The sequence below is a fragment of the Niallia tiangongensis genome (assembly GCF_044704065.1).
Classification (GTDB): Bacteria; Bacillota; Bacilli; order Bacillales; family Cytobacillaceae; genus Niallia; species Niallia tiangongensis.
Genome location: NZ_CP162613.1, coordinates 2,600,773 through 2,626,549, shown reverse-complemented (window position 1 = coordinate 2,626,549; position 25,777 = coordinate 2,600,773). Strand labels below are relative to the sequence as shown.

The window sequence follows — 25,777 nt, the reverse complement described above, 5'->3', positions numbered from 1 at the left end:
AACTAGAAAAATAACAAATATCTAGTGTTTTTTAACTAATTATTCGCATGAATCTGATAGTATAATAGAATGAGCTTTATAAAAGATTGTAATACATAGGAGTGAATGTCTTTGACGAAGAAAGTTTATTTTAACCATGATGCAGGAATCGATGATTTAGTTTCCCTATTTCTTCTACTACAAATGGATGAAGTGGAATTAATTGGTGTATCCGTCATTCCGGCAGATGGCTATTTAGAGCCTGGTATTAGTGCAAGTAGAAAGATTATTGATCGATTTGGTAATGGAGCAGTTGAAGTTGCTAGATCCAATTCTCGTGGAGTAAACCCTTTTCCGAAAGAGTGGAGAATGCATACTTTTTATGTAGATGCACTGCCGATTTTAAATGAAAGTGGCGTAGTAACTGCACCTGAAAGCGATCTTCCTGCACATGAACATTTAATTAAAGCTGTCAGAGAAAATCCGGATAAAACGACGCTTTTATTTACAGGACCGCTAACAGATTTGGCAAGAGCATTAGAAATTGCCCCAGATATTCAAGCGAAAATTGAGAAATTAGTTTGGATGGGGGGAACATTCTTAGAGGTTGGTAATGTGCAAGAGCCGGAGCATGATGGAACTGCGGAATGGAATGCGTTCTGGGATCCGTGGGCTGTATCAACAGTGTGGGCTAGCGATTTAACGATTGAAATGGTGGCATTAGAAAGTACAAACCAAGTGCCGCTAACCCTTTCCGTACGAAATCAATGGGCATCATTAAGAAGATTTACAGGTGTCGATTTCGTTGGGCAATGTTATGCGGCTTGTCCCCCTCTTGTTCATGTGGAAACAAACTCTACCTATTATTTATGGGATGTTTTAACCACTGCAACGATTGGAAAAAAAGAATTGGTTAAAATGAAAGAAGTGAAATCAATCGCTTTAACAGAAGCACCTTCCCAAGGTAGAACCTTACTAAGTGAACAAGGTCGCCCTGTTTCAGTTGTATATGATGTAAATCGCGATGCTTTTTTTGATTACATTACAGGTTTAGCGAAACTTGCGAAAAACGATTAAAAAAAAGACCATTTTCCCTCCTATTACTTTAATAGGAATGGAAATGGTCTTTTATATTTTACTATATTAATGGCTATAAACCTTATCTACATCAATGGCTGTATAGGTATTTCTTCCTTTTTCTTTTGATTCATATAGTCCTTCATCCGCTTTTAAAATCAATAAGGAAGGAGAAAGCTCTTCTTTAGGAATCACTGTTGCAATACCGATACTTGCAGTAAGGTATGGACCAACTTTCGAGAAGTTATGCTCTATTTGCTTTGCAGCGAGTTTGCTCTTTCATTCATTTGCTACTTTGACTGCTTGAGAAGAGTCTTTATTTATAATTAGTTGAGTACTTTAACTCCTTGTACCAACAAAATAAAAAATAATAATATGGATAGGATAAATGAAATAAAAAAGATACTTTAATCCAATTCCTTTTTTCCCAATATAAAGCAGTATTAATGGTAAAGCAGTTATCATCATCCATTGATAGCCGAAAAATGGGATTAAGTGAGACGGAAAGTACGATGGAATCCCTCCACGTTTTTCAAATAAAAGAAAGAGGAACAGACAATAGCTGGTATAACAAATACTAAGTGTCTTCTTTTTTTGAAATCCAGCAAATATTGCACCTATTAGTACGATAAAAATACCACCTTCAACAAAAAATATATTTCCAAAGATAGAACCATAAAATAGATAAGAAGCACTTGGTATTATTACTAAGAATTCAGATAAGTAAAAACATAAGAAAGTACTTAATATCTGCCAAAATAAAAATAGACAGACCAATTTAATATTTTTTGCCTGAAATCACTAGTGTCGCATAAATAAGTTCTGAATTTTCAGTTTTGAATTTTCCATATTTTTAAGAAAAAATGAAAACACCAAAACTAAGGTAGTAAACATCCATTTTTTTACTATAACCTGTGACTTATCCAACAACGACTGTTACAGTCCTTATGGCACGCACTTTCCTTTGATTTTGCGTAACCAAATGTTTGCGGATTTCCAGAGAGCTGCTTTTAAATAGCGACTAATTTGTAAATAACTTCGGTCGCTATTCGAGTTCAGCTGGGCCAATACGTTCAAACAATACACAATCATCGCTATATACACTTGATTGTGTACAGCTTGCTCACTATGACCATAGAACTTTTTGATATTCAAATGTTGTTTCATCCATTTGAAAAAGAGTTCAATCGCCCAACGTGATTTATAGATTTCGGCGATTTCATCTGCACTTAAATCAAATCGATTCGTTAGTAAGGTTAGCTCTTTGCCTTTTGTATCAAGTAATTTCAGTCGACGAAACACGTTTTCTGAGCGATTTTGAGTTGTACCAATCACCACCATTTCATCCGATAAAACCGTGGAATGTGTAGGCAGTGTAAATGATTCAAGTACTCGTACTACGGCATTTTTGCGAAGTCTTGTGACAAAGAAATAGCCATCATCCGTCATGCGATCAAAACGTTCGTAGTCTAAATAACCACGGTCGAATACGTACATGCATTCTTTGTCGTCAATGAATATTTCTAGCTGACCTCGATCGTGTTCGATGGCATTCGTAAGCACTCCTTTATCTGGATAAGAGAAACCCTTTTCCATGAACACGAGGCGTAAGGGAAGCTTTACACCCGATTTTGTCTTTCGAAACTCTGCCCACGTATGATTGGTTAAATTAAGTGGGAGTGTACTCGAATCAATGATTTTCAGTGGTGTCGAAATCTTTCTTCGTTTTTCAAAATCTGTTTTCTTATGGATTTGGGCGACCAAATCTAAAAAAATCGTTTGAAAGAACTCAGTTGGAATTGTATTGATTCGTCTTCCTAATTGGGAGAAGCTAATCGAGTTCAACCCTGTAGCACATTGCAAATCGTCTGAAAATACAGCGTCACTCAAAGCCCGTAAACTCTCGGTTTCATGGAGCTGCGCATACAAAAGTAATTTCAAAAAGGAAGCCGTATAAAGCTTCTTTGTATAGTAATTTAATTGATGTGTTTTCACCTGTTCTTCTAATAATGTCTGATTAAGCGGTGAAAACCATTGTTCAAATGATGTTTTTCGTGTAAACTTATCCATGCGTATGTCCTTTATTGTGGATTTGGATAGGTTACTACCACCAAACCATTATAAAGGATTTTTTTATGGAAAAATCAAGTTGCAGAAAATTCAGTTTTAAAATTTGTGTTGAATTATTTTAGAGCGACACTAGTGGCCTGAAATAAATAAATAATAATAGCAGATAAAAACAATGTTGAAAAAAAGTTATTAGTTAATTCAAAGTTCATTTCTATTTCAAAATTATGATTTATCGTTAAATTTATACAAAACATTATTACTCCTGCCATGTATAGGCGGAAAAAATACAACTTTTTATTCGAGGTGTGCTGGATTCCTATAAAGACACAATAAATAAATATTGGTATAGATATTCTCCCTATCCATCTTAAGTATTCAGGAGTGTTCGGAAAAAATTCTCCATAATGATCTATTATCATAGCTATTAAGGCTATGATTTTCAATATAGACGTAGACATCGTAAAGATCCTTTTAAAAAAAAGCATCCGAAATAATGGATGCCTTTTATAATATTATTGTACAAATCCACTAAAGCAACTTGGTGCGTCAAATTCTAAAAAGTATTTATCGTTAGCTACAGCAGGGTATAAAAAGTAACTAATGTATTACCTGATTTCACAGTCCAAGAATTTACATTGCCCCATGCATTGTACTTTACTAATTTCACCTTTAATGTACTACTATGCTGGTTTTTCACTTCAATTCTATAAAAGGTTTTACCATAGAACAAATTATTCGTGTATAATTTGGATACATTAGCAGAACCAGAAAATGTCATTCTTCCATTAGTTGCAACATTGTAAGTCGTAATGAGAGAACTTGTACCAAATAAACTAATTTCCGAATCAGGCTTTGTAAGATTAGTAGTTATTCCTATATTTCGAATGATAATATTTTCATCTGGTGTTCCCTCAATAAAGTAATCTTCTTCAGCAAAGGATGATATCCCAAAAGTTAGAATAAAACTGAATAAAGATAATATTGTAAATGTTTTTAACGTTTTTCATTTCCTATTATCTCCTAATATAATATATAGATAGAGTATAATATTAGGTAGAATATGTCGATTAATATTATTAAAATTCTGAAAAAAATGGCAATTAATAATCATATCCCTGTGGTATATTCTTCAAACTATAGTATAAGTATGGCACTTATCTCAATGATTGGAAGGGAAGAAATGAAACACTTAGAGAAAGACTTTCCTCTCAAAGTCAAATAGAAAAAAGACCATATTTCTAATCCTGTTTCAAAAAGAATCAAAAATATGGTCTAGAGTAAAAAATTAATATTCTGCCAATGTTTCGATGATCCGATCTTCTATTTCTTTTCCTTTTTCTTCATCCACGAGATGATTTAATAAGATGGAAAAGATGTATTTTTTTCCGTTTGTACTTTCCAGATATCCAGATAATGTGCTGACAGAGGTGAGGGTTCCTGTTTTTGCTAAAACCTTCCCTTTGGTGTTTTCTCCGTTTAATCTATTTCTAAGCGTACCTCCTACCATTCGTTCCTCCATACCTGAAACAGGTAATGCTTGACTGAATGTTGCAAACCAAGGTTCTGCTTGAACTTCATATAGAAATAGACTCAAATCATTTGCCGAAATATAGTCTATAGGAGATATGCCAGCTCCATCGCGGATAAGCATATTGTTTGGATTCAATTGGAAAGCAATTAATTCTTCTTTTACAACCGCTAATCCTTTTTCAAAACTTCCTTTCCCTTTTTTAACAACGCCCATTTCTTTGATTAAAGTTTCTGCAATCGTATTATTACTCAATTTCATAAATGGAATGAGTAATTCAGAGAGAGGAATCGAAGCATGGGTGGTAATAAGGGAGGCTATTTGTGGAGTTTTTCCTTTTTTGACTGCCCCATTCGATTGTATTCCTTCTTTCTTTAATGCTTGCTGGAATACGTCTAATGTATACTTCGTAGGATTATCTACTGAAACCCACTCTTTTTTTAGAGAAGTAGTAATAGGTAGTCTCCCAGTAACAGTGACCACTTTACTATTATGTTTTCTCTCCACTTTCAAGCTAGTTCCAGACTCTTTATCCCCTGTTTTCGCCTTCTTTTTTATTTTTATTTCCGATGTTCTAGGAATACTGTTGATTACGACAGGCTCGCCAATATTTTTTCCAGGCTTTATTTCGAGCAGTACTGTGCCTGCGTCATATTCTTTATTTGGTGACAAGGTTAAAGCAGAGATTGGCGCTCCATAATAGGTTGATTCATCACTCCAGGCTAAATCAACGGAATATGGTGTATCATCATACCAAGAATCATCACCAATGACGTTACCATCAATGTAACGGATTCCTTTATGCTTCAGTTCTTTTGCCATTTTTTCTAAATCAGCTGCGAGTAGACTCGTGTCTCCATTCCCCTTTATGTACAAATTTCCTTTCAAATGCCCATCTACCACTCTTCCATCTCCATAGATTTCCGTAATAAATTGATAGTCCTCCCCCAATACTTTTAAGGCAACGGCGGATGTCAATAACTTCATATTGGAGGCTGGTGTTAATCGTAAATCACTCATATGTTCAAAAAGGATGGTGCCAGATTCCTGATCGCGTATGCTAATGCTTGCCAGGCTCCCTTCCAGTTCAGGTTCTGAATTTAAGAGAGATTCAAGTTCAGTGGATAGCGTTGCTTTTTTATGATTTTCAGCTGCTAAAGCCTTTGGAGAGAAAGTATTTGGTCTGCTGCCAGATAGGAAAATGGAGAATATCAATATTAGTAATATCCCCTTTTTCAATAAAGCCATTTTCTCACTCCTTATCATATCATTCTTTTCACCAAGGATAAGTTGCGCGTAAAGCGGGCTAAAGGAATAGTCTGTCCATTTTTTTTAAAATTACTCCTATTATATGCAGAAAAATAATTAAAACTGACAGCCAGGACAATAAAAACTTTTTTTAGAAGAAATTTTGATCATCATGATTTTATTCTGGCAACGTTGGCATGCTTCCCCTTCTCTATCATATACTTTGCAAAGGTCATTGTAGCTACCTGTTTTTGTATCGTCTACATAGAGGGGATGATCCATATATCCACCTATATTCGTTGCCGCAGCTAGTGTTTTCTGCATAGAATGATAAAGATTTTTTACCTCTAGATCCTTTAAGTCTTCTAGTTTTCTTGTTGGCAAAAGCTGTGCCTCGTAACATATTTCATCTGAATAGCAATTCCCGATTCCAGAGATAAAATGTTGATCGACTAATTTAAGCTTTAAAGCCCCTCTCCTTGTTTTTATTATGTTTATAAAGATTTCCTCTTTAAAACGAGTATCCAAAGGTTCAGGACCAAGCTCCTTTAGTCTTTCCTCACACTCTGCTTGCGTTAGCAAATGAAGATACCCTAAGCGTAATCCAATAAAACATAGATGGTTATTTCCAAACGATAATTGAACTTGAATCGTTCGTTTTGGCTTTTCTTCCTCTGAACCGTAAAACATCCATCCACCAAGCATTAAATGAAGTAACAAAATCTTTTGATTGGATAGATGAAAAAGTAGATGTTTTGCTCGTCTTTCGATTCGAATGATGGTTGCGTTTTGCATTTGATTTAAGATGGCCGGAACAGGCATATTGATTGATTTTTCTCGATTTATTGCCACAGAAGTAATTGGTCGGTTGACAATGAACTTACTTAAAAGGATTCTGTAGTTTTCCATTTCTGGTAATTCAGGCATTGTATCTGCTCCTTTGACTTTTCATCCTTATTTTTTCCAGATAAAAGAAAAGTATAAGTAAAATAAAAAAAGCCATAGTCAGTAGAAATAAAATTCTACTAATCTATGGCTTTCATATCTTATATTTTATGCATAACTTGTTTCTCAATACGATATTCAAGCTCTTCAATGGCGTATTGGATGCCTTGTTCCAATGTCGCAAATGTTTGAATATGTTTTAAATCTACACCAGAATAGATAATTTGCATGCTTAATGCCAACAAGTACACATTCTCCTCCAATTAATTCGATTGCTTTCACTAAGCCTTGAAGTCGAAAAATGATAAAGGAATCGAATTCACTAATCCCAGTTAAATAAAGCAACAGGAAGCTTGCACGACGCTCGGAAAATTCTTTCAATCCTTTTTGCAGTAAATCTTCAAAACGCTCATCATTAAATTTTACAATTAGGGAAATTATTGCTATTATTCCTTGCATAACAGGCATTACTGGTGTCGATAGATGTTTTATTAAAGTAGACAATTCTTTTGTGCGTTTCTCTCCCTCACTTACGAAATCGATTGTGTTTCTCTTTTAAAAATACGCCTTAAGCGGATAATCTGTCTTGTAAAGCAAACAAAAATACATAAGCTAGTTTTAATGCTTCGCCGATTTCCATATCTTTATGGAAACCATTGACTTTCTCTAAAGAGAAATTAATATCCCATACACCGTCATTCCCATTAAACATGAGATGGTAATTACTATTTTCTCCTACTAAATGCTCTACCATAAACGCACGGATTTCTTTTTCCTTCTTTTTGGGAGATTTTAATCCACATAATATTTCATATGTTCCAAAGACTGAATCTACTTCTAATGACATAGAATCAATAGCAATAACCTCGAACGCTTTTGTTTCCACATAGAGATATACATCTATATTTTTTTCTAAGTATTGAACCTCTTCCTTTAAGAGAGTAACCTCTATGGTTTCTTGTACGACTTCGTCCGTTTCTTTGTTCGCAAGCTCCATATATAGATCAGAAAAACGCTCTGCTGTGTTTCCGACAACTATATTATCTTCTGAAAGCTCTTCTTTTCTAACATAATTCAATTCTTCTTCAAAAAGAACAACTTTTCCTTCTTTTTGTGATTTTTCTAGATAATTTTTCATTTCCGTTTTTAACAATGGAATGAGCTCCTTTCAACGTTAAATTACTGATCTTTTGACTAAAGTATTTATCTTTTTCCTGTTCTCTTCTTTGGTTTTGTCCGTTTTTTTGCAGGTGATTGGAATGTACTTGACTTCTTACTGCTGTCTGAAAAACGTTTGCGCTTGCTTTCATTACTTTGTTTATCAGATGTAGATGAACGGTGCGTCTCTCTATTATTTCTAGGAGAAGCTTGTTTTTTGTCATTCTTTACAGATGGTTTCGTTTCTATATCTTTTTTATTTTTTTCGGTCTTTTTTGGCTGCTGTATTTTTTCAATTTTAATATCCAATTGTTCCTCAATGGTATCTAACAGGGGTCTATCATCAGAGGAATAAAAGGTTACTGCATATCCTTCTGATCCAGCTCTTCCCGTTCTGCCGATTCGATGCACATAGCTTTCTGCATCCTGTGGAATATCATAATTATAAACATGGGTAATTCCATCAATGTCCAATCCTCTTGCCGCAACATCTGTAGCAATCAATAATTGAAATTTCCCATCCCGAAATGCTTTCATTACTTGCTCTCTTTTTGTTTGCGACAAATCACCATGCAATTGGCCACAGCTAAATTTATTTGCGAGCAATACTTCATATAATTTTGTCACGCGACGCTTTGTTCGGCAAAAAATGACGGCCATATAAGGATTTGCTTCCTTAACTAAGGTCATTAACGTACCTTGCTTGGCACGATCGGTTGTATGTATACTTACTTGCTTAACAGTTTTTGCAGGGCCTTGTTTTGCTTCCACTGTAAAATATTCTCCATTTTTTGTATATTTTTTCGCAAGCTTTTCCACTTCCTTTGAAATGGTCGCAGAAAATAACATTGTTTGTCTCGACTTAGGGATATGTCTCATAATATAGCTAATCTCATCTAAAAATCCAATATGAAGCATTTGATCTGCTTCATCTAATACAAAATAAGAGATTTTACTTAAATCAATTGTTCCTCGTTTGATATGATCAATTAATCTGCCTGGTGTAGCTACTACAATTGATACGTCTCTTTGTAAGACTTTCAATTGCTTATCCACATCCTGCCCTCCGTAAACAGCTAGAACCTTTACTGCCGCTTGTTTCATTTTCATGATTTCATCGGTTATTTGAATGGCAAGTTCTCTTGTTGGCGTTAAGATTAGCGTTTGAACGTGATTTGTATCTGTATCCATTTTTTCTAAAATCGGCAATACAAAAGCAAATGTTTTTCCTGTCCCTGTTTGTGCTTGGGCAATTATATCGCCTCCTTTAAGGAGTGGTGGAATGACCTTTGTTTGAATAGGGGTTGGCTGTTTAATTCCTTGTTTATTGAGCTTGTCGATGATTGCTGTAGATAAACCGATTTCTGTAAATGATTGCATTATTCCTACCTACTTTCCTTCGCTTATATAGCGATTACCATTTTTTATATTTTGTCTTTTTCTGAAGAAATTATCAAGTAACCTTATTCCATAGATAAATAAAAGACTACAGATAGAGATGAACATGCAAACTCTACTTGTAGCCTGACATATGCTTATATTAATAACGATTTAATTCTTTTATAATTTCCTCTAATGCATTTTTGCTTTTGTTTTGTTGCATTTTTTCCATCATTAACTCCCTATTTCTTTGAATTTCTTTGAGCGTATGAAGGAAATGGTCTTTTGTTAACGATTCTTCTTCTATCATATAGGAGTAACCATTTTCCGTAAAGACTTTCCCATTTAATATCTGATCGCCTCTACTTTGCTGCTTCGTTAAGGGAATAATCACCATTGGAATGCGTAATGCTAGAAATTCAAAGATAGAATTCGATCCCCCTCTTGTAACGACTACTTCCGTTGCTGCTAAAATATCGGCTAATTCCTCGTACACATACTCAAATTGTCTATAGCCTTTTATCCCTGCATGCTCTTCTGAAAGATTGCCTTTGCCACATAGATGGACGATTTGATAGGTTTGTAATAGTGTATCTAAATTATCACGAACGACTTCATTAATTTTTTTTGCGCCTAGGCTGCCGCCCATAACGGTAAGAATCGACTTTTGACTAGTATGCCCTAGAAAAAGCTTGCCTTTAGCTGCCGAGCCAGAGAGTATTTCTTTTCGAATCGGAGATCCTATCGCTTTACTTTTTTCCGTAGGAAGATATTGTAATGTTTCTTCAAACGATGTGAAGATTTTCGATGCAAATCGCACAGATAATTTATTTGCCAAGCCAGGTGTTAAATCACTCTCATGAAGAATGACAGGGATCTTTAATTGACGGGCTGCAATGACAACAGGTACAGAAACAAATCCCCCTTTCGAAAATACAACGTTTGGTTTTATCTTTTTCAGCACTTTTCTTGCATCATAACAGCCCTTTATTACTTTAAAAATGTCCTTGATATTTTCTTTTGATAGATATCTTCTTAACTTCCCGCTAGAAATCGAATAATAAGGAATTTCCATTTTTTCAATTAAATCCTTTTCAATTCCTGCTTTGCTTCCAATATACGAAATATCCCATTCATGTTTATTTAACTCATTCATGATGGCGATATTAGGGGTAACATGCCCAGCTGATCCCCCACCAGTAAACACAATTTTTTTCAAAATATATCAAACTCCTATTCTTTTTTCCATATTCGCAGCGAAAAAGCCAGATGTTACCATAAGGAATCTGGCTTTAAACTATTCTAGTATATGATGATTACACTAATTTCAGAATCTCTTCAATCGCAAATGCTACGCCATCTTCGTTGTTGCTCTTCGTAATATCGCTTGCTCTTTTTTTAATTTCCTCTGGAGCATTTTCCATCGCAAAAGATCTTGTAGATACTTCAAATTGGGTTACGTCATTACCGCCATCCCCAAAAGAATATACCTCATCAAAGGTAAGCTTTCGCAGGTTTTCATAGCGTCTAATCGCTTTTCCTTTTTGTGCTTCACTTGAAGTGATTTCACAGTTATTTGGAAAAGAAGAAGAGAAAGAAATCGTATCATGCTTTTTTAAAGCTTCTTTCACTCTATCAATTTTCTCCAATTGTGTTTCATCGACGACAGCGATTAATTTGTAGATTTTAACATCTTTTAAATGGAGGATCGCTTCATAATCTTGTTGATCGAATAGTGCTTGAATCTCATCCCAAGATTTCCCTCGGAGCATTGGCAAGGTTACTGGAAATCCTCCTTGATTCGTATAAACAAGAATCCCTACCTCAAGCTGTTGCAATGCTTTTAGCAAGGTTTGATATAAGTCAATCGAAATTTGTGTTTCATAAAGCAGGTTTCCTGTTTCATCATACATCATGCTGCCATTTAAGCAAAAAATCGGAAGCTCTAATTCTTTAACACCATCTACTTTGATAACATCTGCGTATTGGCGTCCTGTATTTAAAATCACATCAATATGATGATCCTTTAATTTTTGGATAACATTTCGATTTGCTTCTGAAATTTGATGATGGTCATCTAGTAAAGTGCCATCTAAATCAATGGATACACATTTCATTTTCTTTTTCCCCCTAGCAATTCCAACAATAATACTTTCTTTATTTTAGCATATATTATCGCTTTCTTTGAGATTATTTGCTGCTTGTATCTAAAGGTTCTAATATAGCTTCTATGTCTGCTCGTTTTGGCTCTAAAAATGGTGGAAGTGCGAGTGATTCTCCCAAATGTTCTAATGCTTCATCTGTAGCAAATCCAGGTCCATCTGTAGCAATTTCAAATAAGATTCCGTTCGGTTCTCTAAAATAAAGGGACTTAAAATAGAATCGATCAACGAAACCTGAATGTTGAAAGCGTGAATCATTCATTTTTTCGATCCAAGTGTGTAGTTCTTCCTCATTATCGGCGCGAAAGGCTACATGGTGTACGCCCCCTCTGCCAAGTCGCTGTACCTTTATATCTGTTCGTTCCTCTAGATGGATTTCTGTGCCAGAACCTCCCTCGCCAGTCTCAAAAACTTGTATAGGTGGTTGATTTTCGATAGTGGATGGATAGGTATCTTTTAAGCGAAATCCAAGTAAATCGGTTAATACACGAATAGTGGACTCTGAACGACGTACCGTTAATTGGACTGGACCAAGACCTGTGATTGCAAATTCAGTCGGAACCGGGCTTTTATCCCATGGAATGCCTGATTTGACGAAGGGATCATGCTCATCTGACACTAGGAAAAAGCGCTGTGTTTCAAAGTCTCTAAATTCTACTGTCAACCGCCCAGCTCTTTCTGTGATTTCCTCATGTGTGACGCCAAAGTCATCAAAGCGTTTTATCCAGTATTCTAACGCTTTATCACTGGGCACCCGAAGCGAGGTTGCTGAAATACTGCTTACCCCTTCTCTGTTAGGTGCCATATGAGGAATTTCAAAAAACGTGAGCTCTGTCCCAGGATTTCCTTGTTCGTCTCCGTAAAATAGATGGTAGACAGAAGGATTATCCTGATTAACTGTTTTCTTTATTAGTCGAAGTCCTAGTACATTTGTGTAAAAGGCATAATTTTCTTTCGCCTTCGCTGTCATGGCAGAAACATGATGAATTCCTTTTAAATTCATATAAAATTCCTCCTTCTAATTATGTATGGATGAATCGATGATAATATATATCCTTCCATTATTCAGCGTTTGTAACCAAGAAATAGTTTTCAATATAGGTAAGGTAATTAGCACAAAGTGTAAAAAGGGCATCTGCCTTTTATTCTAAAGATATGATTACATCTTTAGAATGTTCGCTAAAATGATGCCCTTTATTTATATTATATTTGGATTTCAAGTTGCACAGGACAATGGTCGCTTCCCATTACATCACAATGGATATTTACATCAGAAATATTGTCTTTTAATTGATTGGAGACGATAAAATAGTCAATTCTCCATCCAATATTTCTTTCTCTTACCTTTGCCATATAGCTCCACCATGTGTAGACATCTGTTCGTTCTGGGTATAAATATCTAAAGCTATCTACAAAACCTAATTGTAGTAAGCTAGTCATTTCCCCTCTTTCTTCCGTAGTAAAGCCTGAATTTCCAATATTCGGCTTCGGATTTTTCAAGTCGATTTCTTGATGCGCTACATTTAAATCACCACAATAAATCACCGGCTTCACTGCTTCAAGTGATAAAATATATTGCTTTAGTTGTTTTTCCCATTCTACTCGATAGGACAATCTGCTTAAATCTCGCTTTGAATTTGGTGTATACACATTTAGTAGGAAAAAGTCTTCAAACTCTAAAGTAATGGCTCTCCCTTCTAATTCTTCAAAGTCTTCCCCAATGCCATAATGGACTGAAAGAGGCTTTTCCTTTGTAAAAACGGCTGTTCCTGAATAGCCCTTTCTTTCAGCATAATTCCAAAACTGATGGTAGCCTTCTAATTCTAATTTAATTTGTCCTTCTTGGAGCTTTGTTTCTTGAAGACAAAAGATATCTGCATCTATTTGCTGAAAAAAATCCACAAAGCCTTTTTTAACACAGGCTCTGATTCCATTAACATTCCAAGTTACTAATTTCATAAAAATACTCCTAACTATATCAATCTTCTAATAAATAAGAGTATCATGAAATGGGTATTCGTTAAAGGATTATATCTTGGAAGAAATAGTTGTTTTACTTTTGATTTCTTGTTTAATTATGTACTCAGTAAATGCTTCAAAGGTTCCAACAAACTTGTTAACATGATCTAAATGATAAAAAGTAGTTGTTTTATCAAAATCGTATAAATCGTTTGTTGACGAGTAAATATAAATTCTTTTATGAAGAGCAAGAGCGATTCCGAATTCGGTATGACTTCCTTTTCCACCTGGGAGAATCAGAATGAAAAAATCGGAATTTGAAACTGCTTCCTTTTCTTGTTTTCCAATGCTTGCTAATAATTCCATTGTGTGTGCTCTGTTGTTCTGTGTCCAATCGTATAATTGTTTCTGTCCTTCTAACTCTAAAGCTTGGGAAAGTTTTCTTACCATATCGCTATTATTAAAACTAGATGCAATATAAAAATTCACGATTTCCTCCTGCTATGTAATTTCTCTATCCTTACTATACGGCAAATCACATTGGTAAGGAATGATGAAATAATAAAAAGGCAAATCGTAATTTTTCTCAACTATCAATTAAATGTAGCTGTGAAATTATAATTGCCTCTTTAGTTAACATAATTTTATTATAATAAACTAGATTCCTTTTACTAAACTCCCTGTACTATGCTGAGAAAGAAGTTCATTAATTCCTTCCCTTATCTCTTTTCCATACATTGGTACTCCATGCCCTGTATATAAAATTTTTGGGTCTAGCGATTGCAGCTTTTCTATCGATCTGAAGCTTGTTTCTACATCTGGTGTAAAGTATGCTGGTGGGCCATGAATCTCTTTTTTCTGTGTTAAGACTGCAAAAAGTGATTCTTGTTTGACTGTAATAAGTGCATCCCCTGCAAGAAGTAACTGATCTTTTTCTCTAAATAAGGAAATATGTCCGACCGTGTGTCCGGGCGTATGGATCCATTTCCATCCCATTAAAAATGGTAAGGAATCTTCACTTGAAATAGGTTTTATTATGGAATGAAAATCAATCCCATCTCGCGGATAAAACGGAGAAAGAAATGACATCATCCCTTTTTCTTTGAATGGTGTAGGTGCGGGATATTTCTTCTTGCTTTCTAAATAGGGAATCTCTTTTTCATGAATATATACAGGGACATTCCACTCATTAACGAGTGTCTGTAATGCTCCAATATGATCAAAATGTGCATGAGTTAAAATGATTGCTAGTGGTTTCTTTTCATGGAACAGTGGTTTTATATTTTTCAAAATAAACGGCGCTGAATAGGGAACACCTGTATCGATAAGTACCCAATCCTCCTTCATAGATCCTAATCCTGCTATATATGCTATATTAGCAATTGCTGTTCGATAGCCAAATACATTTTCTGCAATTTTCATTCTCGTGCCTCCACTTTTTACTTTTAGTGTGACCAAATCAATAAAAGAAACACATCTTATCAAGTTGAATTATTACTTTCCTTGTAGTGTAAATATAGTGTGTAAGAGAAAATAATTGATAATTGAAATGAAAAGGTGTACGATACAGTTAATTAAATAGTTATGATTACACAATATGTGTGATCGCCTTCGGGGTCGGGTGAAATTCCCAACCGACGGTGATGAGTGTACGTAAAACTCTAAGCCCGTGACCCGTTTTATAAGATTGATTATTGGTTAATTACAGTAGCTATTTTTCAGTGTATCTGCATACATATGGCCAATTTATAAAACGGTGGATTTGGTGAGAAACCAAAGCCGACAGTAAAGTCTGGATGGGAGAAGGCAAATAACAATAAACAAAATGGTATGATTTATAGAACGAAAAGGATTATTTGAATTTCTTTTTCCTGTTTTTTCTATAGAATTGTTTTGTTGTATTTGGTGATGCTGTAATAAGGTGTGCTCAAGTATAAGGTATGGTTTCTAAATATACTGAAGCTAAGAACCGTTCTTTCTTTTTCGAAAAAGGATTGAATGATCCATTGACAGCGTTATTTACAAAAAACAATCAATGAAAAAACAGCTGTTCTTTCGTACGATACGTTTATTTAAGTATGTTTTTGACCCCGTATGAGTTTTTTATACGGGGTTTTATTTTGTATTTTTTCATGGACTTTTAGAATATTTTTTCTATCCATTAAAAAATGTTTGGACCCCTTGAGCTATTTAAGAGCTTTAAAATACACTCTGCAGAAAGGAGGAATTTCCTTTGTTTACTGGACTAGTCGAAGAATTAGGTGTTGTGAAGCATAGTAAAAAAACGGGTCATACGATTTCCATAGTGATCCAAGCAGAACAAATTATAGAGGATATAAAAATCGGTGACAGCATTGCAGTAAATGGTGTGTGCTTAACGGTCACTTCCTTTGAACACAATTTATTTACAGTTGATGTTATGCCAAACACTTTTAATGATACAACCCTTAGACTTCTAAATAGTGGCACAAGCGTTAATTTAGAAAGAGCGATGGCTGCCAACGGAAGGTTTGGCGGGCACTTTGTGTCTGGCCATGTTGACTGTACAGGTACGATTATCTCGACAAAAAAGGTCGAAAATAGCACATTAGTAGAAATTCAGATTCCAGAGGATCAAATACACCTAACAATGGATAAAGGTTCTATCACAATTGACGGAACGAGTTTAACTATTTTTAAAACGACTCCTACCTCTATTAATGTATCGCTCATCCCACATACTTCTAAAGTCAGCATGATTGGGAATAAGCGAAAAGGTGAGCTTGTTAATATCGAATTTGATCTTTTGGCCAAATATTTTTATTCCTTTATGAATAGAGACAAAGATCCATTCATAAAAAGAGAATCAAAACTAACTGCTTCATTTTTAAGAGAAAATGGTTTTTAATCATGAATTTTTCCCACTCTTAACGGACAGTAAGACTCCATTATGAGAATTCGAGAAAGATAGGCGGGAGATCAACTGTCCGTAAAGGTCCGCATGGTTCAACTAACCATCAGTGTGGGATGAAGGAAGACCACCACTGATGGAAGTTTCACTTTATACAACGAAAGGAAGATAACGATGTTTGATTCCATTGAAAATGCTTTAATTGATTTAAAAAAAGGCAAAGTAATCATTGTTTGTGATGATGAAGATCGGGAAAATGAAGGAGATTTCATTGGATTGGCAGATCAAGTCACTCCCGAAATGATCAATTTCATGGCAAAAGAGGGTCGTGGCCTAATCTGTGTTCCTATTCAACAAGCTTTAGCAGATAAACTACACCTCCCTCCTATGGTTACTAATAGTAGTGATCCGAGAAGCACTGCATTTACAATCAGTATTGATCATAAAGAAACATCAACAGGAATTAGTGCGTATGAACGCGCCTATACAATAAGCAAAATGGTTGATTCAGATACCATTGCTGATGATTTTACAAGACCAGGTCACATTTTTCCTCTTATTGCAAAGGATGGCGGCGTGCTAAATCGCAATGGACATACCGAGGCTGCAGTTGATTTAGCGATGCTCGCAGGAGCAAAACCTGTTGGAATTATTTGTGAAATTTTAAAAGAAGACGGAACAATGGCAAGAGTGAATGATTTAAAGCTAATTGCTGAAAAATTTGCTTTAAAAATGATTACGATTCAAGATTTAATTCAATACCGACAAAATTTATTACAAAAGGTGGAATAGAAAATGAAACAAGTATTTGAAGGAAATTTAATTGGAACTGGCTTAAAAATTGGAATTATTGTGTCCCGTTTTAATGAATTTATTACAACTAGACTTTTATCTGGAGCAGAAGATGCGTTAAATCGCCATGGCGTAAACGAGAAAGATATTTCTGTCATGTGGGTTCCTGGCGTATATGAAATTCCTTTAGCTGCCAAAAAACTGGCTGCGTCTAGTAAATATGATGCAATTATCACGCTTGGAACTGTTATTCGCGGGGCAACACCTCATTTTGACTATGTAAGTAATGAAGTCGCAAAAGGTGTAGCAAATGTTTCGTTAAGTACGGAAATCCCTGTTATATTTGGGGTTCTTACTACGGAAAACATTGAGCAAGCAATTGAACGAGCAGGCACAAAAGCTGGAAATAAAGGCTGGGAAGCTGCGGTTAATGCGATTGAAATGGGTAATTTATATAACCAGTTAACACAAGCTTAAAAAAGCAAAAACCTATAAGCGAGATACAATCACTCGTTTATAGGTTTTTTAGAATATTATATTGGTAAATAGGAAAGCAGTATTCCACCAGCTGCACCAGTAATAACAATAATCCATGGTGGCAGCTTCCAATAAACTAACATCGAAAATAAAATGGCTGCAAAAGCAAAATCGCTTGCCTGTAAGATGCTACTACTCCAAATAGGATGATAAAATGCAGATATTAGAATGCCAACAACCGCAGCATTTACGCCCATTAACGCACCTTGAATTTTCGGATTCTTTCTTAAGGAATTCCAGAATGGGAGTGTTCCAACAATTAATAAAAAGGCTGGCAGAAATATGGCGAATGTCGCAAGAAGTCCCCCTCCCCATCCATTCAAGACCGTTCCAATATATGCAGCAAATGTAAACAAAGGACCAGGAACTGCCTGTGTTGCACCGTATCCAACAAGAAATGCTTCTTCACTCAACCATCCACCAGGAACAAATTCACGTTCTAAAAGAGGCAGCACTACATGGCCTCCTCCAAAAACAAGAGAACCAGAACGATAAAAGCTATCAAACATGGCAATCCATTGGTATGTAAATACCTCGCGAATGATAGGTAAAAAGAAAAGTAACGCAAAAAATAGCATTAACGAAATACTTGCTACTCGTTTCGAAAGTGGAAAAGAAACATCTCCATGATTGTGTTGCATCGATTGCTGTTTATAGAGAAAATAGCCGATTATAGCTGATAATATAATAACTCCTACTTGAGAAAAGACACTTTGCCATAAGAGTGTAAGTACTAATGCAAAAAGTGCAATTGTCTTTCTTTTTAGGTCTGGTGTTAAATTCTTTGCCATACCAAGTATCGCATGTGCAACAATGGCAACCGCAACAATTTTAAGACCATGTATCCAACCTGCGTTCCCTAAGTCTAAGCCCTCTATTACACTAGCAAAGATCATCAGAGCAATAACAGAAGGTAGTGTAAACCCTAAAAAAGAAAGGATCCCGCCGAGGAGTCCTCCCCGTAAAATTCCTATCCCAATCCCAACCTGACTGCTCGCTGGACCAGGTAGAAATTGACAAAGGGCAACTAAATCAGCATAGCTTTTCTCATCCAACCATTTCCTTCGACGTACATATTCATCGTGAAAATAGCCTAAATGAGCAACAGGCCCACCAAATGATGTGAATCCTAGCTTTGTGGAAATAAGTAAAATTTCTAAAAAAGTTTTCCTTTTCTTCGATTGTTTTGCTTTTTCCAATAAAAAACCTCCAAATTAATTAGTAATCTTTATCATAAAGGACGATATCTATTTAACCAAGTTAATGAATGAAAAATTTACAAAAAATTAATAAAGCGTCAAACGATGAAATAGGATGTTCTCTATTCATCGTTTGACGCTTTAGTTAACATAATGTTATTATTACAAACTTTCGATTGCTTTACTCACGGCAACCGTCAATTCTTCTGCGATTTCCTCTAATTTTGGCTGCATGATACTATTTGTTACATTAGGAAAAGTGCCTGTAGAATGTATTTCTAAATAGCCCGTCATTTTTGTATAATTTGCATCCTTCACTTCTACCATAAAATAGCCATTTCCTTCAAAATGCTCATTAAGCCCTACTAAATCAAAGGTTACCTTTGATGGTTCTTTCCATTCTAATATCATTACTTTCATTTCCACTTTTTTCTTAAAAAGTCCCATATCAATTTTAAATTCCCAAGTTGAAACCGTTTCATTGATGATTTGATGATTGATATAGCCGGGTACTAGTGGAGCCCAGTTATTCATGGAGCGAACGAAATCCCAAACCTTTATTGCGTTTGCATGGACGATAATTGAATGCTTTTTACTTGGCATCGAATAACACTTCCCTTATCTTTCATTGACAGACTAATCCCTCCTCTTATTGTAAGCTCATGGGATATAGCTTCACTGTGAAGAAAAGGGATTGTGTTTACATCTTGGATTATATATATATTCTGTCAAATGTTAGATTATGAGTAAGAACCCCTTCTTGTTTACATAATGTTATTATGGTATCCTTATAGATAATCTGAAATTTCTAAATCCATTGCTTTTTCTTTTTGCGAATCGGAAACATGCGTATATTTTTGCGTTGTATTTAAATTGGTATGTCCAAGCAGCTCTTGTACCGTTCTGATATCGCGACCATCCCGGACTAAATGTGTCGCAAAACTATGTCTTAACTTATGGCTGGAGATTCCTTTTTCCTTCCATTTTAAATCTGGATATTCTTTTCCCATTTGATCAATGATCCGTTCTGTAATTTCTTGAATTCTTCTTCGAGAAATTCGCTTCCCTCTCCGTGAAATAAAGAGAGCATCTTCCTGCCCCCTCATTGGGAAAATCCTGTTTTCTTCTATATATAAATGTAATTCTTCTATTAGTTTTTTTGGTAACGGAATATAGCGAGTCTTATTTCCCTTTCCGAGTACATGAATTCCTCTTTTTTGATTAATGGAAGAAAGATTTAGGGAATGGATTTCCATTACCCGCAACCCTGCAAATGCCATTAGGCCAAGGATAACTTTATTTCGTCTTTGATGCTGCTTTTGCGATACCCTTCCAATCATGTTAAAAAAGGATTTTAATTCGTCTTTTTCTAAATAGCTTGGTAGTTTCCCCTTCTGTTCTTTCGCGCTCTCCAAATCGATCGCGGGGTTTTTTGGGACAAGCTCATAATCTACTAAACATTTATAAAAGGAACGGATGGCCGTTAACCTTCTATTTCTCGAACTAGAAGAATTTGCGCGCTTCGTTTTTAGCTCGTTCATAAATAGGGTAATCTGTAATTTCTTCACCGTACTTAAATCCGTATATGCTTCTTTTTTGCGGGTAATGAATTCTAAAAAGAAATAAATATCTCGCAAATAATTTTCGATCGTAAATTTACTGTAATCTTTATTATCCATTTCTGTTCGAAATAGGCTTAACTCTTCTTCATACCAAGAAAATAATGTTTCCTTTGTGATCATATGTATAGCCACCCAATCTATTAAGTAGTAATTTTAGTATACTATATTTCTTAAAAAACCGCACATAAGAGATATTATGCGCGGTAATGTTGTTAAAAATCCTATAAAGAAATGAATTATTAATTTGTATGCAATGACCTATATCATTCTATCGTTAAAATTAGGATTATTAGGAATAAAGATTAGGGGTGATTGTTTGAAGCTTCTCTTTCTCCTGCTTAGCCTATTCAACTTTTTTGAAGCCATTCTTACCTTTCTTGAAATCAAATCAAACCAAATAGTTGAAGCTAATCCACTGATGAATTATCTATGGGAAATTCCCCCTACTTTATTTATTATCCTAAAATTAGGTTTATTATTTTTCCTTGTATACTTAGCTGTCTATGTTAATAGTAAAAATATTCACCTTTAGATTTTTCTGCTGTCTATTTCAATAATGATATATTCCTCCGTCCCCCATTACACATAATTTGGATTACAAAAACAATCAGTTAATCATAATTATATTATGTAAACAAAATAAATTCTTTCTTTTTAATCGATTAAATATTAAAATAATTATATACAATAAGTAAGGAGCTAGAATATGAGTGTACATAAAGAAATTACCAAACATGTAGAACAAGTCAATTCTCGTGTCAATCATTATAAGCAATTAGATCAACTGCGTGAATCCTTCATTGAAGAAGCAATTTTGCTTTGTAAAGTTGGGGAGAATTTTTCTGTTGATAAAATAAATGAAGTAACGGAACAAATGAATGAGTTAGCTCGGCTTGGTGTTGTTCCAACAAGAAAAAAAGTGAGTGAAGAAATGGTTGTTGAATTTGTTAATCGTTCCAAATAAAAGAAAAAGAGGCATGGACATAAGTATTCCAGCCATAAATAAACCCGAACAACCATACGATTCCATATGATTGTTCGGGTTTATTTCGGTTTATAAAAGGCTGTTTCAGTAAAGATGGTGTTATTATCCGCAGCCTGAATACACTTCCCTTTCCATGGGGCGAGCGCCGATCCGCTTCACAGCTCATGCTCCTGCGGGGTCTCGGACTTTCTCGCAGCTCCCATAAGAGTCTACGTGTATTCAGGCTTCTCCGTCTTTCCAATTAATTAATTAATTTTTTCTATTTCCATAATAGTTTATAGAAAAACAATCTTTAAAAACGAATTAGTTTTTACACTGACTATATTTAAAATCATAATAACTAGCATGAAAAAGGAGCCTTTATTTAAGAGCTAAATTAAGGATGGTTCGTCTTTACAGACTGGCTATTTAGTTTTGTCCCAGCCTCTTTTGTTATCCTTATTCGTAATTTTCCATGAATGGATAAAATCTGAAAATTGCCTTTCCAATAACAGCTTTTTCTGAGATACATCCAATCTGCCTACTGTCCATACTATTTTGCCGGTTATCACCTAGTACAAATATATGATCTTTTGGTACTTTGATTTTGATATTTTCTGTTAATTTTTGATTAGGAAGCAATTGACTCTTATATTGCTGTAAATAGGGTTCCTCGTATTTTTGTCCGTTTATATAAAGAGTGTCATCTTGAATTTCAATCGTATCAGCTGGTAAGCCGATAACTCTCTTAATATAATCTTCTTTCTCAATCGGAGAATGAAAAACAATTGTATCAAAATGCTTTATATGACCTATTTTTGAGACAATAACTCGATCTTGATTTTCGTATGTAGGCTGCATAGACTGACCAACTACTTTAACAGGAGTAAATATAAAGTTCCTGCATAAAAAGACAAAAACTAATGCACATACTAGAGCGATAACCCATGATTTTAGCTCTTTCTTAAACTCAGCATTATTTATATTAGCTCCTCCTTCCTAGTTGTTTTCCTTTCACTACTTTATACATGAGAATGTCGTCTACGTATTCATTTTCGGCAATTTTAAATTCATTTATCTTACGACCTTCTTCCACAAAGCCCATCCTTTTGTACAACGAAATTGCTTGATGATTTGTTGAGAAAACGCCTAAATTTACTTTTTCAATAACAGGGTTTCTTTCTGCCCATTCGAGTAGTACCTCTAATAGTTTTTTCCCTATCCCTTTATTTCTATATTCATTGGTTATCATGATACTAAACGATCCAGTATGATGTAATCTCTTTCTTTTAGGAGATTGAAACACAAGAAATCCAATCAATTCACCGTCTATTTCTGCAACTAATAATGTTTCTCTTTCGTTACGTAAAATTTTATTGATCCAATGCTGCTGTTCTGCTAAGGTATGATTAAACTCTTCGGCTAAAGTTATTAAGTAATCGCCTTCAGCAATAACAGTACGCTGTATTTTTAATATTGCTTCTGCGTCTATCCATTCACCATGTCGAATGAGGTATTCTTTTTCTATTACAATCATCCCCATTTTATCCCTCCGAATTAATCATGGGAACCCATTATATTTTTATACTCTAGTAATGGTGCCTAATATTATTTTTGAATTTCTACTGGCATATATATCCAAGCTAGTTATTACTATCATTATACCATATTATCTGGTCAACCTATTCCTGGGGCTTTCTCTTTTTTCTATAAATAATCCATAGAACTATTACGATCACAATTGGGATGATAATTGGTGATAAACCAATAACAAATACGGCTACACCCGATAAAAAGGAAATCATGCCATTAATCGTACTAACAAATTGACTTTTTGCTTTTTGCCATGTATTTAGGGATTCTTTGTCTTTGATAGCGTCTACCTTCACTAACTCCTCTTCTAATTGGATGGTGACAGTCGAATAGTCCACATTATTTTGTAAATAGTTCATTCGCCCAAAAATTTGCTCCTTTTCTTCTTGTACGGTTGCTAGGTCATTTGATATTTTTAGAAGATCTTCTGTTTTGTCGGCTTGATCCATCAAGGTTAACAGCCGTTTTTCAACCGCTTCTTTTGCCTTTAATCGAGATTCAAGATCAACAAATTCTTCTGTGACATCATTTCCTGTCACACTTTTCTCTTTAACCTTTATACTGTGTTTTTCCACTTCCATTATATAGGATTGGAAATGGGACTGTGGAATTTTCACAATAATCGTGCCATTTATATACTCAGTCCCGCTATCGTAAATAGATGATTCTACTACATAACCGCCAAGCTCCGTTGCTTTACTTTGAATCGTTGCTTCTACTTGATGATAATTCTTCACTTGTAAGGACAGACTTGCATTATAAATAACCATGCGGTCATCCTCTGCATTTTTGGTTACGTCGCTACCCCTATTCTCTTTACTAGTTTTCGCTAATTGGTCATCATTTACGTTACTAGAGTCTAAATTAGCAATTTCATACTCAGAACTACTTTCGGTGTCAGCACTTTTTTGTTCTGAATTTTGGCTGCTGCAAGCTGTTAAAAAGAATAAAAGCAATAAAAATAAATGAGAGATAACACGATAATTCTTCATTTATATTTCCTCCTAAGTTCAGTTACTCAGTTAGACGGATAATAAATGAATTAGTTTCAGATTTATTACAGATTTATTACAATAATTTTGTAAAGGTGCTATCTATATAATCAAAGATTTATTGCCTAATCCTATACAGAAAAGACGGTATATGTAAATTTTTACAATTATAAGGATAATCATTTACACCAATTCTCTATTCTGTGTATATGATAATACAAGTTTACTTTCAGTGATAATTCCATTTGATGAACATACAATGGTATAAAATGAGTTGGAAATTACGCTTATATGGAGGGATATTTGTGGAGTTAGACAGGCATATGGAAATAACCTTTCAAAACCTACAAGAAAAGAAGATGACGTTTGATATGGTATTTCAACGCATTCTTTCCTTTATGTCTCGAAATCCGGCTGGTAATTATCAATTGATGATTGGCACAGATTCACAAGTTCACGCAAAGCATACGACTTTTATTACGGGCCTTGTTATAATGAATAAGGGGAAAGGAGCATGGGCGTGCATTAGAAAAGTAGTCTTACCGAGGAAGGTTTTACGATTGCATGAGAAGATTTCCTATGAGACGACGCTGACTGAAGAAGTTGTTAGTCTCTTTACAGAGGATAAGAAAAACCAGTTAATAGACGTTGTATTACCATTTGTATACCAGGGAGCCACTTTCTCTATTGAAGGACATATTGATATAGGAGCAGGTCGAAGAAATAAAACACGCGATTTTGTAAATGAAATGGTAGCAAGAATTGAGTCAATTGGCATTGAACCTAAAATAAAGCCAGATTCTTTTGTCGCCTCTTCTTATGCTAATAAGTATACGAAGTAATTCGCCCTTTTTCTGCGTTAAAAAACCTGTCCCATAGCAGAACAGGTTTAAGTAATTATTCTTCTTTTGAAGAAGCTATTTCTTCAGAAACTTTTTTGTTTTTATTAATAAAATGAATGATAAAGGTGATAATAAACGCAGCAATCAGAATGGCAAAAAATACATAGTGATCTAATTCAAAGCCGAAAATACTTGCAAACATTTTCGCCGCGATAATCCCGATTAAGACAAACGCAGTATTCTCTAGTTCTGGTACTTTTTCAATAAGAACAAGAAATAATTTTGCTACAGTTCTCATCATCAAGATCCCAAGCATACCACCTATTAAGAGAATCCAGATTTCATTTGATACAGCAAGAGAAGCTAGTATACTGTCTACAGAGAAAGCTAAATCCATTAACTCTACGGAAATAACAGTAGCCCAGAATACACCGAATAGTCTTATTGTCCAACTATCCTTTTTCATCGCTGATGCATCCTCGTCATCCTCACCAAGCCAGAAATGCTTGATAACAATCCAAGCTAAGTATGCTGCACCAACTACTTTGATCCATGTAAAGTGGATTAAATAAACTCCTATTCCAATAAAAAAGAAACGAAAAAAATAGGCCCCGAATAAACCATACGTTAATGCCTTTTTTTGTTTGTCTGGCGGTAAATGTTTTACCATAACCGCTAAAACAAGTGCGTTATCTGCTGATAATAAGCCTTCTAAAATAACTAATGATCCAATTAATCCCCAAGAAACAGGATCTGTTAATACTTCTCCCCACATCTTCCAATCAAAAAATGAAGCATAGGTTGATAATATCTGCTGTAAAACGTCCACTAAAAAGCCTC

At 34.9% G+C, this 25,777-nt stretch carries 26 protein-coding genes, 2 pseudogenes and 1 riboswitch; of the genes and pseudogenes, 7 read left to right on the top strand and 21 right to left on the bottom strand.

Annotated features, from left to right (window positions below; translation table 11 throughout):
• Positions 1 to 105 precede the first annotated feature (105 nt).
• Complete coding sequence (locus AB3U99_RS12515) at positions 106 to 1,056, top strand: nucleoside hydrolase (RefSeq protein ID WP_400241443.1); 951 nt, start codon at positions 106 to 108, stop codon at positions 1,054 to 1,056.
• Positions 1,057 to 1,122: 66 nt separating this feature from the next.
• Here the strand turns inward: AB3U99_RS12515 and AB3U99_RS12510 are convergent.
• The 14 genes and pseudogenes from AB3U99_RS12510 to AB3U99_RS12445 form a co-directional block, all read right to left on the bottom strand.
• A pseudogene (locus AB3U99_RS12510) lies at positions 1,123 to 1,320 on the bottom strand (diguanylate cyclase domain-containing protein); the annotation flags it as partial.
• A 681-nt stretch (positions 1,321 to 2,001) separates the two neighbouring features.
• Positions 2,002 to 3,126, bottom strand: a complete 1,125-nt coding sequence (locus tag AB3U99_RS12505) for an IS4 family transposase (RefSeq protein ID WP_400241442.1) — start codon at positions 3,124 to 3,126, stop codon at positions 2,002 to 2,004.
• Between the two features lie 113 nt (positions 3,127 to 3,239).
• Positions 3,240 to 3,584 carry a TraX family protein gene (locus tag AB3U99_RS12500; RefSeq protein ID WP_400241441.1) on the bottom strand — a complete coding sequence of 115 codons (345 nt, stop codon included), beginning with the start codon at positions 3,582 to 3,584 and terminating at the stop codon, positions 3,240 to 3,242.
• Positions 3,585 to 4,411: 827 nt separating this feature from the next.
• Entirely contained in the window at positions 4,412 to 5,902 is a 1,491-nt protein-coding gene (gene dacB, locus AB3U99_RS12495) for a D-alanyl-D-alanine carboxypeptidase/D-alanyl-D-alanine-endopeptidase (protein ID WP_400241439.1), read from the bottom strand.
• Positions 5,903 to 6,019: 117 nt separating this feature from the next.
• A complete protein-coding gene (locus tag AB3U99_RS12490) occupies positions 6,020 to 6,829 on the bottom strand; it encodes an Fpg/Nei family DNA glycosylase (protein ID WP_400241438.1) in 810 nt (269 codons plus the stop codon).
• Positions 6,830 to 6,994: 165 nt separating this feature from the next.
• On the bottom strand, positions 6,995 to 7,351 hold the full coding sequence (locus AB3U99_RS12485; protein ID WP_400241437.1) for an STAS domain-containing protein: 357 nt from the start codon (positions 7,349 to 7,351) through the stop codon (positions 6,995 to 6,997).
• Between the two features lie 64 nt (positions 7,352 to 7,415).
• Positions 7,416 to 8,000 carry a branched-chain amino acid aminotransferase gene (locus AB3U99_RS12480; RefSeq protein WP_400241435.1) on the bottom strand — a complete coding sequence of 195 codons (585 nt, stop codon included), beginning with the start codon at positions 7,998 to 8,000 and terminating at the stop codon, positions 7,416 to 7,418.
• A 50-nt stretch (positions 8,001 to 8,050) separates the two neighbouring features.
• Entirely contained in the window at positions 8,051 to 9,385 is a 1,335-nt protein-coding gene (locus AB3U99_RS12475; protein WP_400241434.1) for a DEAD/DEAH box helicase, read from the bottom strand.
• 160 nt (positions 9,386 to 9,545) lie between these two features.
• Positions 9,546 to 10,604 (bottom strand): undecaprenyldiphospho-muramoylpentapeptide beta-N-acetylglucosaminyltransferase, encoded by a 1,059-nt coding sequence (locus AB3U99_RS12470; RefSeq protein WP_400241432.1) that lies wholly within the window; start codon positions 10,602 to 10,604, stop codon positions 9,546 to 9,548.
• 97 nt (positions 10,605 to 10,701) lie between these two features.
• A complete protein-coding gene (locus AB3U99_RS12465) occupies positions 10,702 to 11,502 on the bottom strand; it encodes an HAD family hydrolase (RefSeq protein WP_400241431.1) in 801 nt (266 codons plus the stop codon).
• A 73-nt stretch (positions 11,503 to 11,575) separates the two neighbouring features.
• Positions 11,576 to 12,550 (bottom strand): ring-cleaving dioxygenase, encoded by a 975-nt coding sequence (locus AB3U99_RS12460; RefSeq protein WP_400241430.1) that lies wholly within the window; start codon positions 12,548 to 12,550, stop codon positions 11,576 to 11,578.
• Between the two features lie 200 nt (positions 12,551 to 12,750).
• Complete coding sequence (locus tag AB3U99_RS12455; protein ID WP_400241429.1) at positions 12,751 to 13,506, bottom strand: exodeoxyribonuclease III; 756 nt, start codon at positions 13,504 to 13,506, stop codon at positions 12,751 to 12,753.
• Positions 13,507 to 13,575: 69 nt separating this feature from the next.
• Positions 13,576 to 13,995 (bottom strand): nucleoside 2-deoxyribosyltransferase, encoded by a 420-nt coding sequence (locus AB3U99_RS12450; protein ID WP_400241428.1) that lies wholly within the window; start codon positions 13,993 to 13,995, stop codon positions 13,576 to 13,578.
• Positions 13,996 to 14,163: 168 nt separating this feature from the next.
• Positions 14,164 to 14,928 (bottom strand): MBL fold metallo-hydrolase, encoded by a 765-nt coding sequence (locus AB3U99_RS12445; RefSeq protein WP_400241427.1) that lies wholly within the window; start codon positions 14,926 to 14,928, stop codon positions 14,164 to 14,166.
• Positions 14,929 to 15,109: 181 nt separating this feature from the next.
• Positions 15,110 to 15,318, top strand: a riboswitch (FMN riboswitch).
• Between the two features lie 421 nt (positions 15,319 to 15,739).
• On the opposite strand from AB3U99_RS12445, the gene ribE (AB3U99_RS12440) reads away from it, so the two are divergent.
• The 3 genes and pseudogenes from ribE (AB3U99_RS12440) to ribE (AB3U99_RS12430) all read left to right on the top strand — a co-directional run bounded on the left by ribE (AB3U99_RS12440) (position 15,740) and on the right by ribE (AB3U99_RS12430) (position 17,665).
• The gene (ribE, locus tag AB3U99_RS12440; protein WP_400241426.1) at positions 15,740 to 16,393 is read left to right on the top strand and encodes a riboflavin synthase; all 654 of its coding nucleotides are present in this window, start codon (positions 15,740 to 15,742) and stop codon (positions 16,391 to 16,393) included.
• A gap of 177 nt (positions 16,394 to 16,570) precedes the next feature.
• Positions 16,571 to 17,161: pseudogene (gene ribB, locus AB3U99_RS12435) on the top strand (3,4-dihydroxy-2-butanone-4-phosphate synthase); the annotation flags it as partial.
• Positions 17,162 to 17,191: 30 nt separating this feature from the next.
• The gene (ribE, locus tag AB3U99_RS12430) at positions 17,192 to 17,665 is read left to right on the top strand and encodes a 6,7-dimethyl-8-ribityllumazine synthase (RefSeq protein WP_400241424.1); all 474 of its coding nucleotides are present in this window, start codon (positions 17,192 to 17,194) and stop codon (positions 17,663 to 17,665) included.
• Between the two features lie 56 nt (positions 17,666 to 17,721).
• Here the strand turns inward: ribE (AB3U99_RS12430) and AB3U99_RS12425 are convergent, their stop codons facing one another.
• The 3 genes from AB3U99_RS12425 to AB3U99_RS12415 form a co-directional block, all read right to left on the bottom strand.
• Positions 17,722 to 18,924 carry a chromate transporter gene (locus tag AB3U99_RS12425; protein ID WP_400241422.1) on the bottom strand — a complete coding sequence of 401 codons (1,203 nt, stop codon included), beginning with the start codon at positions 18,922 to 18,924 and terminating at the stop codon, positions 17,722 to 17,724.
• A gap of 162 nt (positions 18,925 to 19,086) precedes the next feature.
• Positions 19,087 to 19,527: a CoxG family protein gene (locus AB3U99_RS12420; RefSeq protein WP_400241421.1), complete on the bottom strand. Its 441-nt coding sequence runs from the start codon at positions 19,525 to 19,527 to the stop codon at positions 19,087 to 19,089.
• Between the two features lie 185 nt (positions 19,528 to 19,712).
• Positions 19,713 to 20,666, bottom strand: coding sequence for a tyrosine-type recombinase/integrase (locus AB3U99_RS12415; RefSeq protein WP_400241420.1), 954 nt, complete (start codon positions 20,664 to 20,666; stop codon positions 19,713 to 19,715).
• Between the two features lie 133 nt (positions 20,667 to 20,799).
• On the opposite strand from AB3U99_RS12415, the gene AB3U99_RS12410 reads away from it, so the two are divergent.
• Both AB3U99_RS12410 and AB3U99_RS12405 read left to right on the top strand, forming a co-directional pair.
• Positions 20,800 to 21,078, top strand: a complete 279-nt coding sequence (locus AB3U99_RS12410) for a DUF5658 family protein (protein WP_400248059.1) — start codon at positions 20,800 to 20,802, stop codon at positions 21,076 to 21,078.
• Positions 21,079 to 21,252: 174 nt separating this feature from the next.
• Entirely contained in the window at positions 21,253 to 21,510 is a 258-nt protein-coding gene (locus AB3U99_RS12405; RefSeq protein WP_400241419.1) for a DUF2533 family protein, read from the top strand.
• A 459-nt stretch (positions 21,511 to 21,969) separates the two neighbouring features.
• Here AB3U99_RS12405 and lepB read toward each other — a convergent pair whose 3' ends face one another.
• The 3 genes from lepB to AB3U99_RS12390 all read right to left on the bottom strand — a co-directional run bounded on the left by lepB (position 21,970) and on the right by AB3U99_RS12390 (position 24,095).
• Positions 21,970 to 22,452: a signal peptidase I gene (gene lepB / locus AB3U99_RS12400; RefSeq protein ID WP_400248058.1), complete on the bottom strand. Its 483-nt coding sequence runs from the start codon at positions 22,450 to 22,452 to the stop codon at positions 21,970 to 21,972.
• A gap of 43 nt (positions 22,453 to 22,495) precedes the next feature.
• A complete protein-coding gene (locus AB3U99_RS12395) occupies positions 22,496 to 23,053 on the bottom strand; it encodes a GNAT family N-acetyltransferase (RefSeq protein WP_400241417.1) in 558 nt (185 codons plus the stop codon).
• Positions 23,054 to 23,192: 139 nt separating this feature from the next.
• Positions 23,193 to 24,095 (bottom strand): DUF4349 domain-containing protein, encoded by a 903-nt coding sequence (locus tag AB3U99_RS12390; RefSeq protein ID WP_400241415.1) that lies wholly within the window; start codon positions 24,093 to 24,095, stop codon positions 23,193 to 23,195.
• Between the two features lie 323 nt (positions 24,096 to 24,418).
• On the opposite strand from AB3U99_RS12390, the gene AB3U99_RS12385 reads away from it, so the two are divergent.
• On the top strand, positions 24,419 to 24,937 hold the full coding sequence (locus tag AB3U99_RS12385) for a ribonuclease H-like YkuK family protein (RefSeq protein WP_400248056.1): 519 nt from the start codon (positions 24,419 to 24,421) through the stop codon (positions 24,935 to 24,937).
• A 55-nt stretch (positions 24,938 to 24,992) separates the two neighbouring features.
• Here the strand turns inward: AB3U99_RS12385 and AB3U99_RS12380 are convergent, their stop codons facing one another.
• The gene (locus AB3U99_RS12380; protein ID WP_400241414.1) at positions 24,993 to 25,766 is read right to left on the bottom strand and encodes a TerC family protein; all 774 of its coding nucleotides are present in this window, start codon (positions 25,764 to 25,766) and stop codon (positions 24,993 to 24,995) included.
• Positions 25,767 to 25,777 lie beyond the last annotated feature (11 nt).

What these genes read in the sequence shown, in the direction of transcription:
- AB3U99_RS12395 (WP_400241417.1), bottom strand. Translation starts at nt 23,053, where the DNA reads ATGGGGATGATTGTAATAGAAAAAGAATACCTCATTCGACATGGTGAA.
- AB3U99_RS12460 (WP_400241430.1), bottom strand. Translation starts at nt 12,550, where the DNA reads ATGAATTTAAAAGGAATTCATCATGTTTCTGCCATGACAGCGAAGGCG.
- AB3U99_RS12390 (WP_400241415.1), bottom strand. Translation starts at nt 24,095, where the DNA reads ATGAAGAATTATCGTGTTATCTCTCATTTATTTTTATTGCTTTTATTC.
- AB3U99_RS12420 (WP_400241421.1), bottom strand. Translation starts at nt 19,527, where the DNA reads ATGCCAAGTAAAAAGCATTCAATTATCGTCCATGCAAACGCAATAAAG.
- ribE (WP_400241424.1), top strand. Translation starts at nt 17,192, where the DNA reads ATGAAACAAGTATTTGAAGGAAATTTAATTGGAACTGGCTTAAAAATT.
- AB3U99_RS12500 (WP_400241441.1), bottom strand. Translation starts at nt 3,584, where the DNA reads ATGTCTACGTCTATATTGAAAATCATAGCCTTAATAGCTATGATAATA.
- AB3U99_RS12515 (WP_400241443.1), top strand. Translation starts at nt 106, where the DNA reads ATGTCTTTGACGAAGAAAGTTTATTTTAACCATGATGCAGGAATCGAT.
- AB3U99_RS12475 (WP_400241434.1), bottom strand. Translation starts at nt 9,385, where the DNA reads ATGCAATCATTTACAGAAATCGGTTTATCTACAGCAATCATCGACAAG.
- AB3U99_RS12415 (WP_400241420.1), bottom strand. Translation starts at nt 20,666, where the DNA reads ATGATCACAAAGGAAACATTATTTTCTTGGTATGAAGAAGAGTTAAGC.
- dacB (WP_400241439.1), bottom strand. Translation starts at nt 5,902, where the DNA reads ATGGCTTTATTGAAAAAGGGGATATTACTAATATTGATATTCTCCATT.
- AB3U99_RS12490 (WP_400241438.1), bottom strand. Translation starts at nt 6,829, where the DNA reads ATGCCTGAATTACCAGAAATGGAAAACTACAGAATCCTTTTAAGTAAG.
- AB3U99_RS12410 (WP_400248059.1), top strand. Translation starts at nt 20,800, where the DNA reads ATGACCTATATCATTCTATCGTTAAAATTAGGATTATTAGGAATAAAG.
- AB3U99_RS12445 (WP_400241427.1), bottom strand. Translation starts at nt 14,928, where the DNA reads ATGAAAATTGCAGAAAATGTATTTGGCTATCGAACAGCAATTGCTAAT.
- AB3U99_RS12455 (WP_400241429.1), bottom strand. Translation starts at nt 13,506, where the DNA reads ATGAAATTAGTAACTTGGAATGTTAATGGAATCAGAGCCTGTGTTAAA.
- AB3U99_RS12385 (WP_400248056.1), top strand. Translation starts at nt 24,419, where the DNA reads ATGGAAATAACCTTTCAAAACCTACAAGAAAAGAAGATGACGTTTGAT.
- AB3U99_RS12405 (WP_400241419.1), top strand. Translation starts at nt 21,253, where the DNA reads ATGAGTGTACATAAAGAAATTACCAAACATGTAGAACAAGTCAATTCT.
- AB3U99_RS12505 (WP_400241442.1), bottom strand. Translation starts at nt 3,126, where the DNA reads ATGGATAAGTTTACACGAAAAACATCATTTGAACAATGGTTTTCACCG.
- AB3U99_RS12465 (WP_400241431.1), bottom strand. Translation starts at nt 11,502, where the DNA reads ATGAAATGTGTATCCATTGATTTAGATGGCACTTTACTAGATGACCAT.